Origin of the sequence: uncultured Fibrobacter sp. (genome assembly GCF_937877005.1) — a bacterium.
In the GTDB taxonomy this organism is placed as follows: Bacteria; Fibrobacterota; Fibrobacteria; order Fibrobacterales; family Fibrobacteraceae; genus Fibrobacter.
Window position 1 is genome coordinate 1 of record NZ_CALEFV010000105.1, and the last position, 13,901, is coordinate 13,901.

Here is a 13,901-nt window from a genome sequence, read left to right on the forward strand (position 1 = left end):
GAGTTGATGTTCATCGTAGCGGAGGCGCAAAGGCCGTAGGTGAACTTGACAGCAACGACACCGCCCGTCACGAGGGTGTAATTGGAAAGAGTCACCGCCTTGGCAGCTGTGGCCTCTGCAGTGGAGCAGGTGCCGTAGCCCTGACCCAAAGAAGCATTGGAATAGGTGGTATTCGGAGACCACAGACCCTTGGAAACGACACCGGTAACGTGACCCTTGGCGTCCATCTTCACGCCGGTAACCACTTGTACTAGCGTTCCGGTAGACGTCGAAGGCAATACGGTAGCGGCTCCGCCACTAGCATCCTTTTCGGCAGACGAATCTTCCGCCGGGGTATAGTGGTAGCCTACGGCGGTTACGCTCTGGTCGGTAGAACTGATTGTAATCTTGTCATTGGTGGCATCGGGGGTGATTGTCGTTGCACCTCCTGCCACAAGTTCGAGGGTGTCCGTCTTGGCGTCAGCGGCAACCGTGGTGCTGCCGACCTTAACGTTGCTAAATGCGTTCTGGTTGACTTCCGCCCCGCTTGCGATGCCGTTGAGCTTCTGCTTGTCCGCGGCGGTCATTAGGCCGTTCGTCGCGCCCGTGGTTCCGGTCGCGATGGCATCGGGAATGGTGACCACCTTGTTGCTGTCGGGAGTAAGCGCGGACGAGGCGCCATTGAGCTTGACACCCTGTATTGCGGAATCGGCCTTGGTGCCCTGCGATGCCGTGGCGAAGTCGCTCGCCTTCTTACCGGAATCCGTAAGGTTGCCGTTCGCGTCAAGGCCAGCGAAGTCTCCGCTGGTGGCGGATGCCACCTTGTCGGCCTTGGAATTAATGGCCGTTTCGAGAGCTGATCCAGACTTTGCTGCGCTTGCGGTTGCGGCATCGCCTTCAAGGTCGCCAATGAACCCGGTGGCGGTAATCTTCTTCGTGCTCGGGTTGACGGTCACGCCTCCGGCATACTTGGCGGTATTTGTCTCGTTGGTCGTATTGTTGGAGAACTTGGCAAGGAGCGGAAATTCCTTGTTTTCCGAGTTGCTGTTCTGCGTCACCTTGGTATCGGTGTTCGGGTTTGCGGGCAGCTTGCCGCTCGTCACGGAGACGCCTACAACGTGGCCCTTCGCGTCGCGCTGGAGCTGCACTGCCTTGACCACGTCAATGGACCAGGCGGAGGTGGCTCCGCTTGCGGCGGCACTCAATTCTGCGCTGGTGTCTTCTGCGGGAGTGTAGTGATTGCCAACGCTCGTCACCTTGGTATCCGTAAACACGGCGTCATCAGGGACGCTCTTTCCGAGGGTCTTGCCGCTGTCCTTGATGAGCTTGCCTGTGGTGCCGTCGAACAGTGCGACATTGCCGGAAGTGGCCGAGGACGGGCCGATCACGATGCCGTCCTTGTTGACCTGGACGAAACCCCAGTTGTCCACCACTGTTGAATAGTTATTGGCGGTAGCGGCGGCGGGCCCGTCAACCTTACAGATAAGCCAATCGCCCGGCTCAACTGCTTCCCCGTCAATCTTACCGGCCGTGGATACGATATAGAGATCACCCTTGTCGGCGGCGGGGGTAAGGGCGCCGTAAGCACCGGTGCTGCCGCCAGCGATAGTGTCCTTGAACACCACTGCATCCAGGTCCTTGACCATAGACTGGATTTCGGCTCGCACGTATGCGGTCGTTGCAATCTGCGTCGTATCGGTACCTGTGGCCGCTGTCGGGGCCGTCGGGGGGCCGGTGAACGCAGGGCTGTCAATCGGAGCCTTGGTATTGAGGTCCGTCTGTAGGTTGGTGACCTGCGACTTGGAAATTTGAATGTTGCCGTAGGTAACCTTGCCCTCGTTCCATCCGGTCACGGTCTTGGACGCGGACGGGCCGTTCGTGGTGACTGCCGCAGCAACCCAAGACTTTACTTTCGTCCAGAAAGTAGTAAGCCCGGTCAGGTCTAGATACTTTGCCATGATTCAATCTCCTTTTAAATAAACAGCGCCTCAATCTCGGCGTCCGTAATGGTTGTGGGCTTGTTCTTGAGGTAGTCTAGCGCCATGTTGTCGTCCTGCTCCCAGTCCGTCTGCACCGCCACTTCCTCTATCTGCTGCTGCAGGAGTTCGTCTCCCATCCGCCTCGCGGTGGTTTCGTCCTCAAGGGAGGTGATGATTTCCGCGTCGGCATCGGTCCTTTCGGTGCGCTCAGTAACAATTGCATCGGCATTGTCCTGGTCGCTCTTCTTGACCTTGGCGATAAGCCTCTGCATCGCCTCGGTGTCTATCGGCTGCCTTGCCTGCTGCTGTTCCGTTGCCATATTCGCCTAGCCCTCCCCCTCCCCTTCCGCAGGCGTGGAATCCCACAGTTCGTCAAGCGTAGCCTCATCCATGGCACGGCTCTTGACCGTGCCCTCGGTGTCGGAGTCGCGCACCATGTAGCTATTGAGATCACCGCCGTCCGGCAGGTCCTTGATGCGGACGGCATCCACGGGCACCCCGTTCCACTCCGTCTCTATGACCGGAATGGTGGGCACGGTAGGCCCGGTCAGCTTCACGCGGACGGGTACGCTCTGCGGAGTTATGGCAATGTTGCCCAGGTTGTCGGCCAGCAGCACCTCGCGCTCGATGTTCTCGTCGTCGGCAACCATCAGAATCAGCTTGCCTTCGGAGTCTACAAGCAGTCCGTCCTCGGTCTCTATCGCGGCACCCGGAAGCCCCAGCACGCCTGCGGGGGCGAGCTTTCGGACCTGGGAACGGGAAAGCTGGTGTCCTCCCTGCTCCCACTCGCCTTCCCCGACGGGTCTCGGGCCGTCGTATACTAAGAACGTGGCCGGGGCCTCGTCCATATATTGGGGGTGCGGGTCGCCGGAGAGTATGGCGGCGTTGTAGATCGCGTTGTCGGGGGTGCCTGCCGTATTGGCACCGCACATAGATTCAAAACGTTGGAAAAAAGCTTCGTCGGACTCACCGCTGAATCTCTTGACGTTGATTAGCCCTGCGATCCAGTCAAGTTTCGCGCCGGTAGGAGTTTCGGTCTTGAAATCGATTGCCTTCGAAATGTTGAAAGCGGAGTCCTCGACGGCCTGCAATTTTCTTACTACAGCCTCGAGACACGCCTGCCATCGTCCGCTTTCCTTGTATTGTTCAAGGATTCGCGGCTTGACAGTCGTCTCGAAATGGTCCTCTATGTAGTTGAAGCCGTCCATCCTATGAACCGACCTCCACGCTCAAGGACGAAAGCGTCGCTATTTCCTGCGAGCTTATCGCGATGTTTGACGAAGACCATGTTTCGGAATCATGCTTCTTGGCCTGGATCACGGCACTGCCGATTCCAGGAACCGTCAATATAGGCGTGTAGAACCTTGCAAGAATCACATCCTTTCCAGGAGTGTATTCCGGGGACGCCCATCCGTCAGTACCGAAAGCCCATCCTTCGATGGCTTTTTTGACGGCGTTGGTTCCGTCTACTGGGAAGGCTTCTTCCGTGTAGAGAGTCAATACAATCTTCACGTCAACGCCGACGACTGAAGGCCTTGAGAACTTCATCACGTGCTTCAGGCCGTTCCTGTCGGTAGCTTCGGCTTGCACGTTCCCATCCGGCCTGATGCCGGCAGGCTTGCATACCCATATAGCCTGCGCGATATCCGAGTCGGGCGTACCATTGGTCGTCGCCACGACAACGCGGAAGCTGTGTCCAGGAATACCGTCAGCATCGGTCGTAGGTTCGTCGTTGACGACAAGGCTTATGTCCGGGCCGATTTCGTTGCGAAGGTATGTCAGCATACCGTCCGCAGTCGCGAGGCCCGTAATGTCCGCGGCATCCATCCTTGCTCGCAGGGATTCGTCGGACTCCCTGTCACTGCCGCCATAGCTTGTCGGGCCTTCGTATTCGCAAGTGACGCCGGAAGGCGTAGTGCTAACCATGTCCCAGGCGCCGACCTTCAGGTCGACCTGTCCTGCGGAATCGCACACGCAATATCCGGACGCGTTGCCGGAATTTCCGACAGTGATTTCTTCTTCGAGCGCAAAATTGTATGCGGAACCTTCGAACGTGACGGTCGTTCCGGCCGGGATTACAGTCCCTTCTTCACCGGAGAACTTTATCAGCGGAGCTGCGTATGCAGCCTGCCTGCGTTCAAGCCCGAGAAACGCGGCAAGAAGTTCCAAAAAATGGCCTCCGGAATACCTGCGGTCTAGGTTGGTAAGCGCTGTCTGGACGGCCTGGAAGCAGTCGGTAATAACCTTTGCCTCGAGGTCTACATGATGGCCGTCCGGAGTCGTCGGCGAGAGGTCTATGCCGTTGAAAACCTGTCTCCAGTCGGCACGGAGTTCCTCGCGGACTTCCTGGAACGACTTGAGTACGATTCCGTCTTCTTCAAAAATTATCGCAGGCATCTTACAGCTCCATTTCAGTCCGTTCGCCGTTATCTAGTGTCAGGGCTATCTTTCCGGAGATTTTTCGGCCGTCAATGGTCAGTTCCGCCTTGTCTACGCTGCGGACGCCTGGAACGGAAAGGATCTTTTCCTTGACCACCTGGATTGCGTAGTCGGAAAACAGCACGTCCGCGCCGAGAATCTCGTCGAACCAAGGGACTCCGGCATCGTAGTCGGTAAAGCATTCGCCCTGGAATGTCGAGAGGAACGTCTTGACGGTCTGCATGACGGATTCCCTGAAGGAACCCGTCCTTGCCACATTCTTGTCCGATACATAGATGTCGCCCGTTGCAGGGTCAAGTTTGCGCTCGTTCATCGGAAGAAAAATAGACTATATGTCCGTTTTTCCGCGAAAAACTGCGAACTTTGTAAATTTTGTGAATTTTGCGAATTTTGCGAATTTTTACAGGACGATATTTTGTTTATGGCCCTATTGACTTGGAGAAGAAAAGAATGTATATTATTGATGTGGAGAGCCACTTGAAAAACAGTGGTGCGACGCATGGGCCCGAAAGGGAATTCCATGAAAGGGAGAGGTCGGCATGTTCTGGTCTCGCCCACCCTGGGTTTCCCAGTTTACCGACCAAACTGGGTTTTTTTATTTTTTCTTGAACAAGTGTATAGTCTCGTTTCCTTTTAGCTTAAAATACACTTCAATATCATCTTTTCCTTTTATTCTACCATTTATTGCATTCCATGCATCTTGATAGTTGACATCGGATTGCACATCAATTATCACAATTTTAGAACCTTGATGTAAAGCTTCCCTCAAAGCTCCACTAATTGCATTCCTACCACTTTCTGGTTCAGTGTGCTTATACTCTCCAACAATTCCACCTATAACGGCATCCGGATTTTTACCCTTTGATGTCTCACCAATAAAAACCGACACTTTGTAATGCTGGTCTTCAACAAGTTTCGACATTTTTAGTTCGGCAACAAATTTGTCATACTCCTTTTTATTCTTTTTTGCAAGTCTCAGAGTTGCCAAATCAACTAGTGTATACTTTCCTCGATATTGATATTCAATAGGAACAAGCAGTTCTGTACTCAATGAAGAATCTGTTTTTTTTCGTTCTTCAAGAATTTTCGTAGCCAAACTTTTAGATTTTGCTTGACTTTCTTTTAGAATTTCATTTTTTCTTTTTTCAAGGAGAAGTGGGTTTTCTAAAAAATTTTTTAGTTTCTTGTTTTCTTCTACAGCCTTCTCAGCTTCTTCCCTAGCCTTTTCCAACGGAGTCGTCTCTTTCTCATCCGGCTTCTCTTCCGGCATCTCCTTCACTTCGTAGTCGTCTTCAAGCTCCGGGTCGAACGGGATGGCCGTGCATCGGCAGTTGTAGTCCTGCCCAGGCTGCCCTATGAACATGGAGCCGGTCCTTTTTTTCCAGGTCTTGCCGCCATCGTCGCTGTACACGGTATCGTCTTCCCATTTGCACACAAGTCCGTTCATTGACCTGTGGGTGTCACGGGTCACTCCGTCAAGCATGGACATCCACTTGTAATAGCGGAATCCGGCGCCTTCCATCTGCGTGCGCTGAATGGCCCCGTTGAGGTTGCCGGTCTCGTTCCTCGCGATGAACTTCGACTTGTTCTTTGTGTACTTCGTGTTGATAGCGTTGATTTCCTTCACGAGGCTTCCGCTGTCCTCGTTCGGGAACATCCTGTGCTTGTACACGGCCGCCGCGATTTCCTTCTTCTGGTCTTCTGCCGCGCTCTTGCAGTTCGCGACGAAGTTGTTGACGAAGTCGTCGCGTAGTTTCGACTGGTTCGGAATATACCCGATAGTCCTGCCTACGGTCTTCTCGGCAAAATCGTCCATCTTGCGAGACGAGAAATCCGAAACTTCACGGAAAAAGTCTCCCGCCTTTTCTTCGATGTTTGAAGGCGTAAATACCTCCGCTGCGTTCACATCGTCCAGCCCGTCTGCCTGGTACCCTAAAAGAGCAAGCTCCTTCAGCTGCTTCCCGTTGTCGCGCAGCATAGACGCGATGAATTCCTTCATCTCGAGTTCGACCTTCCACGGATAGAACTGGCTAGCGCTGAACACAGGCTTGCGACCGCGCTTGCGCTTGCCGTTGTTCTGGAGCATATACAGCTCCTTCGCCATCCGCAGAGGCGTGTATGTGCTTTCGGATGCCATCGGCTATTCCTCGTCGTCTTCCGGTTTTTCTTCGGGCAGCGACAGCTTGAACGTGTGACCGTTCTTGAACATGATCGTGCGGACTTCCAATGGCGTAAGTACACCGTCTTCGATAAACGTGTGGAAGTATTCGGACTGGTCCTTGACCATCTTCGTGAATTCCTCGTCCGTCGGCTGTGTCACGCTATTCCAAGTGATAGTCACGTCGCCATCCTTTCCGAGATTGCGGACAAGGATTTCAGAGACAAGATGCTCGACCTGTTCCGTGACATGGTCTTCCATCCACGTTTCGACCTTCTTGTCGTACATCTTGCGGTTGCCCTCGCCTGTAGTGGACAGGCCGCTGGATGACTCGCCGAAGATTTTCGCAACCGGAAGCTGTGCCGCGGCTGCAACGAGCTGCATCTGCCTGTAAGTAGTCTCCGGAACTCCAGCAAGATCCGTCTTGACGACCGTATACTTGTCCTCGATATCGCCGATAATGGCCCTGTTGGTGGACTTGCCCATTTCGACGGCTTCCATGCGCCTCTTCACAAGGGACAAGCCGTCCTTCATGGACAGCTTGGCGTCGAAGCCCTTCCACTGGTAGTAAGCGACATTCAGCTCGCTCATCATGTCGGCAATGCCCTCCTCGGACATCCCGAGCTTATCAAGGCGTTTCATTACAGCGACAAGGGCAGAATCGCCGAATATGAGTTCGTTTCCTGTAATGGAAGATCCCATCCCTTCTGCGCTCGGGACTTCCTCGCCATAGAAAATCTCGCAGCGGCTCCTGTGAACGCGCACCTTGTCGCCGTTTCGCATGGTGACGGTGAACCACTTCGGATCGCCAAAGTTCGGCGACTTCTGGTCTGTGTCGTAATCCGCAGGTTCTACCTTGACCATGCTGCACGGATACACGTTGAAACCTACAATCTTGCCTTTTCCAGCCTCCTCGTCAAGTTTCCGACTGTCGGCTATCTTCATTACGACCACTGCGCCACCGAACGCACGAGTCCATCGAGCGGCTCTCTTGTATGCCCTGCGGAGGCCAGTCTTCAGCACCTTCTTCAACAGGCTTCCGGAAGTATCGCCGTCAATCTCGAAACCTGGCGCAGTGCCGTCATCGGCGACGCAGTTGCAGATGTTCTTGCCGATTCCGTCAAAACGGTACACCCTGGCCAGTTTACGGTAGTCCACCTTTTCCGGAAGGAATTCGGTCTTTGAGCCGCTTTTAGTCCCGATAGCCTTGACTACGTCTACGTAGCCGTCATTGGAAGTCACTTTTGTCTTTGCTGCCATTTTTAGCTCCATGCAGAATCGTTTGACATTTGGTTGATAAGGTAGTCGAGGCCCTGCGTTGTCATGTCGACCATGTCGTCATGCGGGACGCTCGGAAAATTGCACATCTGGTCCAGGTACTTCTGCGACCAAGGACAGAATCTCGGGTCGGGAATCCAAAAGTTTCCCGCCTCCACGAAAGGCGCCACGGAATTCGCCCGTTCGACCTTCGAACCCCTCGGATTCCTCGGAATGATCCCTGGAACGGTACGCGAAAGGGTGTCGATGAGCGCAGGTCCGTTGGCCTTGTCTTCCACGAGCTTCGCAAGGGCAGCCGGCCACTTCTCGTACATTACCTCAAAAGCCTTCAAGGTCTCGGTAAAACTGCGCTGCATTGCGTCGCAATCGAGCAGATATACATCAGCACCGAGTCGTGCTAGAACTCCTCCGGCGACATCGTCCGAAGAGTCCGTCTTCTTGAACGAAAGGTCCCAGCTCTGAATCATCGTGTCGAACTGCTTCGGCTCCTTTCCTGGTTTGTAGAATTTGAACCAGTTCCGCTTGAATATGCCTCCGGTAACGGGTACGGGGTGTCCCTGGTACAGGGCTTCCCAATCACGAGAACCTACTGCCTTCCTTATGGCGTCAAGTTCGCGCAGATCGTACCTTTCCGGATGCAGGGCCTCGCCCTTCTTTCGGTGAGGCTCGTCATGTTCGGCGATTGCCGGGTAGTTTATCAGGTCGAACTTTTCTCCGTTGTCGTTCGCGGCCTTCATCAGAAGTCGACCGACAAGGTCGTCCTCGTGCCATCTGGTGTGCATCACGATGATGCCTCCTCCCGGAGCGAGACGCGTGCGGAACGTTGACGTATACCAGTTGAAGACTTTTTCCCTCATCGTCGGGGAATCGGCCTCCTCGCGGTCCTTGAACGGGTCGTCGATAATCGCGATTGTGGCACCCTTGCCGGTGATGCCCGAACCCACGCCCGCCGCGATGTACTTTCCCTTCCTTCCGGGAATCTCGAAATACTTTGCGCTCTGCGCCGCGGTCACTTTCGTGACCTTGGATTTCCTTTCCAGCAGGTTCACCTTCGGGAAAACTTTTCCGTACTCCTCCTGCTTCATGATGGCCTGCACGTCGCGGCTCATGCTGTTCGCGAGGTCCTGGTTGTAGGACGCGGCGATAATGTTGATGTCGGGATTCACGCCGAACAGCCACGGAGGGAAATCCCTGCTGAGGATCTGGCTCTTTCCGTGGCGAGGAGGCGCGTTCAATATGAGTCTAGGCCTCTTTCCTGCTCGCACATCGAGGTAGAACTGCATCAGTCGCACGCACAGTTCCCTGTGGAACCATCCCATAAGGTAGTCGTCGTGCATCGCCAGGATGAACGCGGCAAGGTTGCTTCTAGCTTCCCTATTCAGAATTTCGCGGTCATCCATTAGCAAGCACTCCCATCCTAGCAAGAGAAGCCGATATTTCCTCGTCCGGGACATCGTCTTTTTTGGAATCCTCAGGAACATCGGTCTTTACAAGCCCGCTACCGAGATAATCTAGCAGAGCCTTCGACGCCATGACCGAAGCCTTCGCATCGCTTGTGTCGCGTACAATCTGCATGAGCCTCGAAATTGTCGTATTGACGTTCATCAGCGTCTGCCGCTCAGTAACAGGATTGACCGCTTCCGACATCACTGCGCTTACGGCGCTTTTAATATCTTCCTTTCGAAGGAGCTGGTAGGCGCTGATGGCAAAAGCATTCGTGTACCCGGCAATCAGGGCGCTTCTCTTTGCATTTAGCAGTACGCAGTATGCCCTCACGAAGCAGCACTCCCGCATAGTGAGCCCGAACGATTTCAGCCGTTCGTCAGGGAAAAGGTCGGATATTGCCTTGGCCCTTTCCTTGGCGAACTCGTCGAGTTCCTCGTCCTCGATATTTCGTGGCTTTTTACGCATCCGAATTTCGCCATTTCTCGTAATCCGACAGTTTAATCTTGATTGCCCCGGAAGTGCCGCGAGACCTCTCGCAAGGCAGTCCGTCATTGATCCACATGTACACGGCAGACACCGACACGTTTCTCATGAAAGCGAGTTCTTTCGGCGATACCGTTTGTTCCGTTCCCGTCTGCATTTACTCTTGCTCCTTTTGGTACACTTGATACAGTTGTTTTGTTTTTACCCTTTTTCGTAAAATAATAAAACCATCCGTAAAAAGCAATAGAAAAGACAGATTTTGGCACATTAAAATGACATTTTTTGTCGCAAATTGTAGGGCGGAATACTTGCTTTGTAGGGGGCGGATTTATGCAACTTATATCAAGCGTCAGAAGGTGGCGTATAAACGCTTGGCGGAGTGGGTGAGCCTGGTGCTGCCGAAAGGTGAGTATGGCCAAGAAAAGAAAGCGCAGGCGTTACGAAATCACTCCCCTTTACGTTTCCTCCAGACTCGATATTTCCATCCGCATCTATTTTCCCCTTTCCTTTGACATCACCGTCAACCTCCAAATCTCCCGTGAACCTTACCATGGAAGAATCGAAAATAATCTTTCCGTCATTGTCAATCTTGACGACGGCCTTCGCCTCGGAATCGGGGCGCACGAAAGGTATCGCCACGCAGCTGTTCGCGTCGTTGGCAAATGGCGATTTCGGGTCGCACTGTTTTTCCCACTTGCGCTTCTTCCATTGCGAGGCGTCACGGCTCATGAACAACAGTATCACGGTATCGCCCTTGGAAACTTCTAGGTCGAAGGCCATCCCGGAAAATCCGATCTGCATCAAAGGCACGCCACGGACAGGAGCGTCGAACCTGTCTATGACGCCGCTCGTGACCATCTTCCTTACGGAAGGCATCACGTCGACACGTCCGTCGTTCCGCACGGCCGTAACTACGCCAGGAACAGCCGTCTCGAACGAATTGAACCTCTCGTCTACAACTTTCTCGATGGCGCCAAGAATCTGCCCTACCATGTCGCTCATTCCACAGCCTCCCCTTCGGCCTCGCAGCGGCCTCCGTAATTGTTGCCCTTGAACCTTACCTTCCTTATCAGGAATTCCCCGTTCACTCCTGGAAGAGGAAGTCCTTCCTGCGTGTTGTCGATAGATACCCTGGTATTCGGGACGAGTCCTGGATTGATGAGAGACTTGAACCGCACCTTCAGCCGTCCTTCCGCAGCCTTCGCTATGGGCTTGTACTCGATGTCGTAGGACTTGGCGTACTTCTTCGCCTTCTTGCCCTTGCCCACCTTTACCATTTTTGTCGCGACCGGGCTTTTCCCGCCAAAATAATAGTAGCTCAGGTTCTGTTCGACGTCCTTCTTTAAAAGTCCATCCTCGCGTTCACGAATAGGGCTTGCCGATATAAGACCGCTGGAATAGTCCAGTCTCACGATCGACAGAGTCTGGTACTGAGAATCGTCCCCCGTATCGTCAATGTAGGCAAGCATGGAATTGTCGAAGTACATCCTGCCGCATCCCATGCTGTCAAGAATTCCGTTTATCTTCTTCATGCAGGCGTTTACAGACCCGCAGAAACTGAAATCGTCGTCAAGTTCCACGTCCTTGAGCGAATCCGCTCCCTGCAGCGGCATCGCAGTCCATTCGGACACGGCCTTCACTACGGAAAGCATGTCGGAACCTGCCGGGAATGATAGCGCTATCGGCACCTTCACGAGCTGGTACTCCGGGCCTCTCGTGCTGGTCGCGGTGATGTGCGTGATGACGTCGTTTCCGGACTTTTCGCAGTAGGCACTGGTGATGTTTCCTACAAAAAGCGTCCCTACTCCGTTCGGCTCGTCCTCGAAACCGCACTCGTGCATTATGCCGGCGCCTTCGAAAAGGATTCGGTTCACGGTGTCGATTGACGCGTTGTAAATCTTGAACTTTGCATAGTTCTCGTACCATACTATGGAACGGGAAATATCGAAATCGAAATGCAAGTTGGAAATGTCCCAGCCGCCATCGCTGTCGTTTCCGCCAGCGAAGTCTCCGACGAACAGGTTGTTGACAAGACCGAAAGCCATCCGCTATTCCTCCTGGTCGAACGGAATCCAGTACAGGTTCCACACTGAACCGTACTGCGAATACTCTATTTTTTCGGGATCCGCGCTTGAATCCTGTGAAAGCATGTAGAAGTCTCCGAGGTCCGTCACGGAAGACTTGCCGAGCAGGGCGTTGTTGGGCACCAGCTTGACGGAGTTCTTCTTGCCGTCGGTCGTCTCCACATCCATGTAGAAATGCTGGTCGCGCTCGTTCCATAGGAATCGGAACGAGAAGGCCTGTCCGGAAAGGTTTACCGTCTGCGTGAAGTAGGCGGAACCTTCTACGCTCATGGGAACTACATAGGATTTCATCAGTTGAACCCTCCCGCAGATACGGCAGCGTCAACAAGTTCCTTGCCCTTGGCCGATACCTTGCCGTTGGTTTGTTTCGGCGCGATAGTCCTGTTTTCGGCACTCTTCATGTCGGGCGGCCTGAACTTGCCAAAGGCAACCGTCTTCTTGAGCTCCGCGACCTTGAATTCCCGCAGCGTCATCGTGAACTTGATGCTCTCGCCGTCCTCGGCTCCGAACTTTACAGGGAGGCTCGTGATGATCATCTCCGGATATACGTGCAGGGCCGTCACCAGTCGGACCGGCTTGCGCTGCATCGCAAGATTCTCGAGAGCGATGAACATGTCACGAGCACGGTTGTCCTTTACGGGAGTCCCGTCGCTCACCTGCACGCCGGTATAGCCGTCCGTACTTTCCCCGAACTCGTTCCTGTCAGGGAAATTCGTGAACATACCCGTGACGGTGCAGGTGCGCAATTTCTGCGTGACGTGGTCGGTAATTACGGCGCCGTTCTCTATCGGGTGGTCGCTCGCCTCGAATTCGAGCGTATGCGACTCGTCGACAAGCAGGTCGAATCGGATAGAGACCGTTTTGTCGGCAGAATCCACGCCGAAACCCTCGTCTCGTGAGAAAAGAGAAGCCGGAACCTTCCTAGGGTTGATTTCTACATCGTGCCGAGTAAACCATCCTATCATGCGCCTGCCACCTCCATAGCCATAGAAGTATCGAACTTGAGATTGCGCTCCATCAGTTCGACAAGTTTCTGATTGATCAGGTTGCCGAGTTCCGAGAATTCGGAAGAAATGCTGTTGTTCTGCGTCACCGTGTTGTTGTTCGTGGTATTGAAGTTCGTCACGTTCGCCTTGGCATCCTCGGAGACGCTCTTGAGTCCGGAAATTCCGGATAGGTACTCCTCGGCAGCCTCCGCGCCATACTTGCGGGCATAAGCGTTGTATGTGTCTTCAAGAACCCTCAAGTTCTTCTCGCTCTTGTCCTTGTCGAAGGTCTTGTATGCCTTCATGAGGGCGGCGTTCGAGTTCCACCGTTCCTGGTTTGCCGCGTTGTTGCGCTTCGCCTCTGCATCCGCGTTGAGCGCCTGGTATCCGGCGTTAATCAGCGATCCTGCAAAAGACCCTCCTGTAGCCAAAAGAGCCAGCATAGGATTTCCTGTAGCGGCAAGTACGGCGCCTCCTGTAGAGAGTCCACCAGCAGCCACTCCTCCAGCGGTTTCCGCGCCACCCATAAATCCTGCCACCCCGCCACCTGCGACAGCGGCAAGGCCCATGGCCGCCCTCTTGCCGTTCCTGCCCATCGTGAGCAGTTCGCGGTTCGTCCTCTGGAGACTGTGAACCAGCTTTCCGAATCCTCCCGAGAGCATGTTCACGCCTCCAGTAACCGCCGAGAATTTCTCTACTGCAAGGGCCATCATTATGGCCTCGACAAGGCCTGGAATCTGCGTCATCTTCTCGACAAGAGGTGCGAGCACCTCCCCTATGCGTAGAACCGCTCCGGCCACGTTCGCAAGGCCGTCTACAAGCTTGGAAAGGTCAAGTTCGCCTATCCTTCGGGCGAAGTCCTTGAGCTTGTCCTGGTTCTTCTCGAAGGCGTCAGCTAGGCTCTGCTTTATGTTGTCCATTGCGGTAGACCAAAGGCCAGAAAGGGTCTTGGAGCCCTTCTCCATGCCCTTGTAGAACCGTCCACCCTCGGATGTGGCCTTCTTGAGTGCCGCCGACACCATCTCGAACGAAATTGCGCCCTGGGACATGTCGTCACGGAGCTGCGCCA

The 13,901-nt window shown here is 54.1% G+C and carries 13 protein-coding genes and 2 pseudogenes; all 15 read right to left on the minus strand.

From position 1 onward, the window contains the following. Nucleotides 1-1,937, minus strand: a pseudogene (locus tag Q0628_RS05265) (hypothetical protein); the annotation flags it as partial. Between the two features lie 14 nt (nucleotides 1,938-1,951). Then, entirely contained in the window at nucleotides 1,952-2,278 is a 327-nt protein-coding gene (locus tag Q0628_RS05270) for a hypothetical protein (RefSeq protein WP_298768830.1), read from the minus strand. 6 nt (nucleotides 2,279-2,284) lie between these two features. Continuing rightward, entirely contained in the window at nucleotides 2,285-3,166 is an 882-nt protein-coding gene (locus Q0628_RS05275) for a hypothetical protein (RefSeq protein WP_298768832.1), read from the minus strand. A 1-nt stretch (nucleotide 3,167) separates the two neighbouring features. Continuing rightward, nucleotides 3,168-4,355 (minus strand): baseplate J/gp47 family protein, encoded by a 1,188-nt coding sequence (locus tag Q0628_RS05280; RefSeq protein ID WP_298768834.1) that lies wholly within the window; start codon nucleotides 4,353-4,355, stop codon nucleotides 3,168-3,170. 1 nt (nucleotide 4,356) lies between these two features. Then, nucleotides 4,357-4,710, minus strand: coding sequence for a hypothetical protein (locus tag Q0628_RS05285; protein WP_298768836.1), 354 nt, complete (start codon nucleotides 4,708-4,710; stop codon nucleotides 4,357-4,359). A 282-nt stretch (nucleotides 4,711-4,992) separates the two neighbouring features. Next, nucleotides 4,993-6,534, minus strand: coding sequence for a phage minor head protein (locus Q0628_RS05290; protein ID WP_298768838.1), 1,542 nt, complete (start codon nucleotides 6,532-6,534; stop codon nucleotides 4,993-4,995). 3 nt (nucleotides 6,535-6,537) lie between these two features. Then, nucleotides 6,538-7,815 carry a phage portal protein gene (locus Q0628_RS05295; RefSeq protein WP_298768840.1) on the minus strand — a complete coding sequence of 426 codons (1,278 nt, stop codon included), beginning with the start codon at nucleotides 7,813-7,815 and terminating at the stop codon, nucleotides 6,538-6,540. A 2-nt stretch (nucleotides 7,816-7,817) separates the two neighbouring features. Next, on the minus strand, nucleotides 7,818-9,233 hold the full coding sequence (terL, locus tag Q0628_RS05300; protein ID WP_298768842.1) for a phage terminase large subunit: 1,416 nt from the start codon (nucleotides 9,231-9,233) through the stop codon (nucleotides 7,818-7,820). Beyond that, nucleotides 9,226-9,744, minus strand: a complete 519-nt coding sequence (locus tag Q0628_RS05305) for a terminase small subunit (RefSeq protein ID WP_298768844.1) — start codon at nucleotides 9,742-9,744, stop codon at nucleotides 9,226-9,228. Before Q0628_RS05305 ends, terL begins: the two co-directional genes overlap by 8 nt. Then, nucleotides 9,737-9,919: a hypothetical protein gene (locus tag Q0628_RS05310; RefSeq protein ID WP_298768845.1), complete on the minus strand. Its 183-nt coding sequence runs from the start codon at nucleotides 9,917-9,919 to the stop codon at nucleotides 9,737-9,739. The genes Q0628_RS05305 and Q0628_RS05310 overlap by 8 nt, the downstream gene beginning before the upstream one ends. Nucleotides 9,920-10,104: 185 nt before the next feature. After that, on the minus strand, nucleotides 10,105-10,764 hold the full coding sequence (locus tag Q0628_RS05315) for a hypothetical protein (protein ID WP_298768847.1): 660 nt from the start codon (nucleotides 10,762-10,764) through the stop codon (nucleotides 10,105-10,107). Further along, the gene (locus Q0628_RS05320; protein WP_298768849.1) at nucleotides 10,761-11,807 is read right to left on the minus strand and encodes a hypothetical protein; all 1,047 of its coding nucleotides are present in this window, start codon (nucleotides 11,805-11,807) and stop codon (nucleotides 10,761-10,763) included. Before Q0628_RS05320 ends, Q0628_RS05315 begins: the two co-directional genes overlap by 4 nt. 3 nt (nucleotides 11,808-11,810) lie before the next feature. Further along, nucleotides 11,811-12,137 (minus strand): hypothetical protein, encoded by a 327-nt coding sequence (locus tag Q0628_RS05325; RefSeq protein WP_298768851.1) that lies wholly within the window; start codon nucleotides 12,135-12,137, stop codon nucleotides 11,811-11,813. Next, a complete protein-coding gene (locus Q0628_RS05330; protein WP_298768853.1) occupies nucleotides 12,137-12,811 on the minus strand; it encodes a phage baseplate protein in 675 nt (224 codons plus the stop codon). The genes Q0628_RS05325 and Q0628_RS05330 overlap by 1 nt, the downstream gene beginning before the upstream one ends. Then, nucleotides 12,808-13,901: pseudogene (locus tag Q0628_RS05335) on the minus strand (hypothetical protein); the annotation flags it as partial. The gene Q0628_RS05330 and the pseudogene Q0628_RS05335, both read right to left, overlap by 4 nt.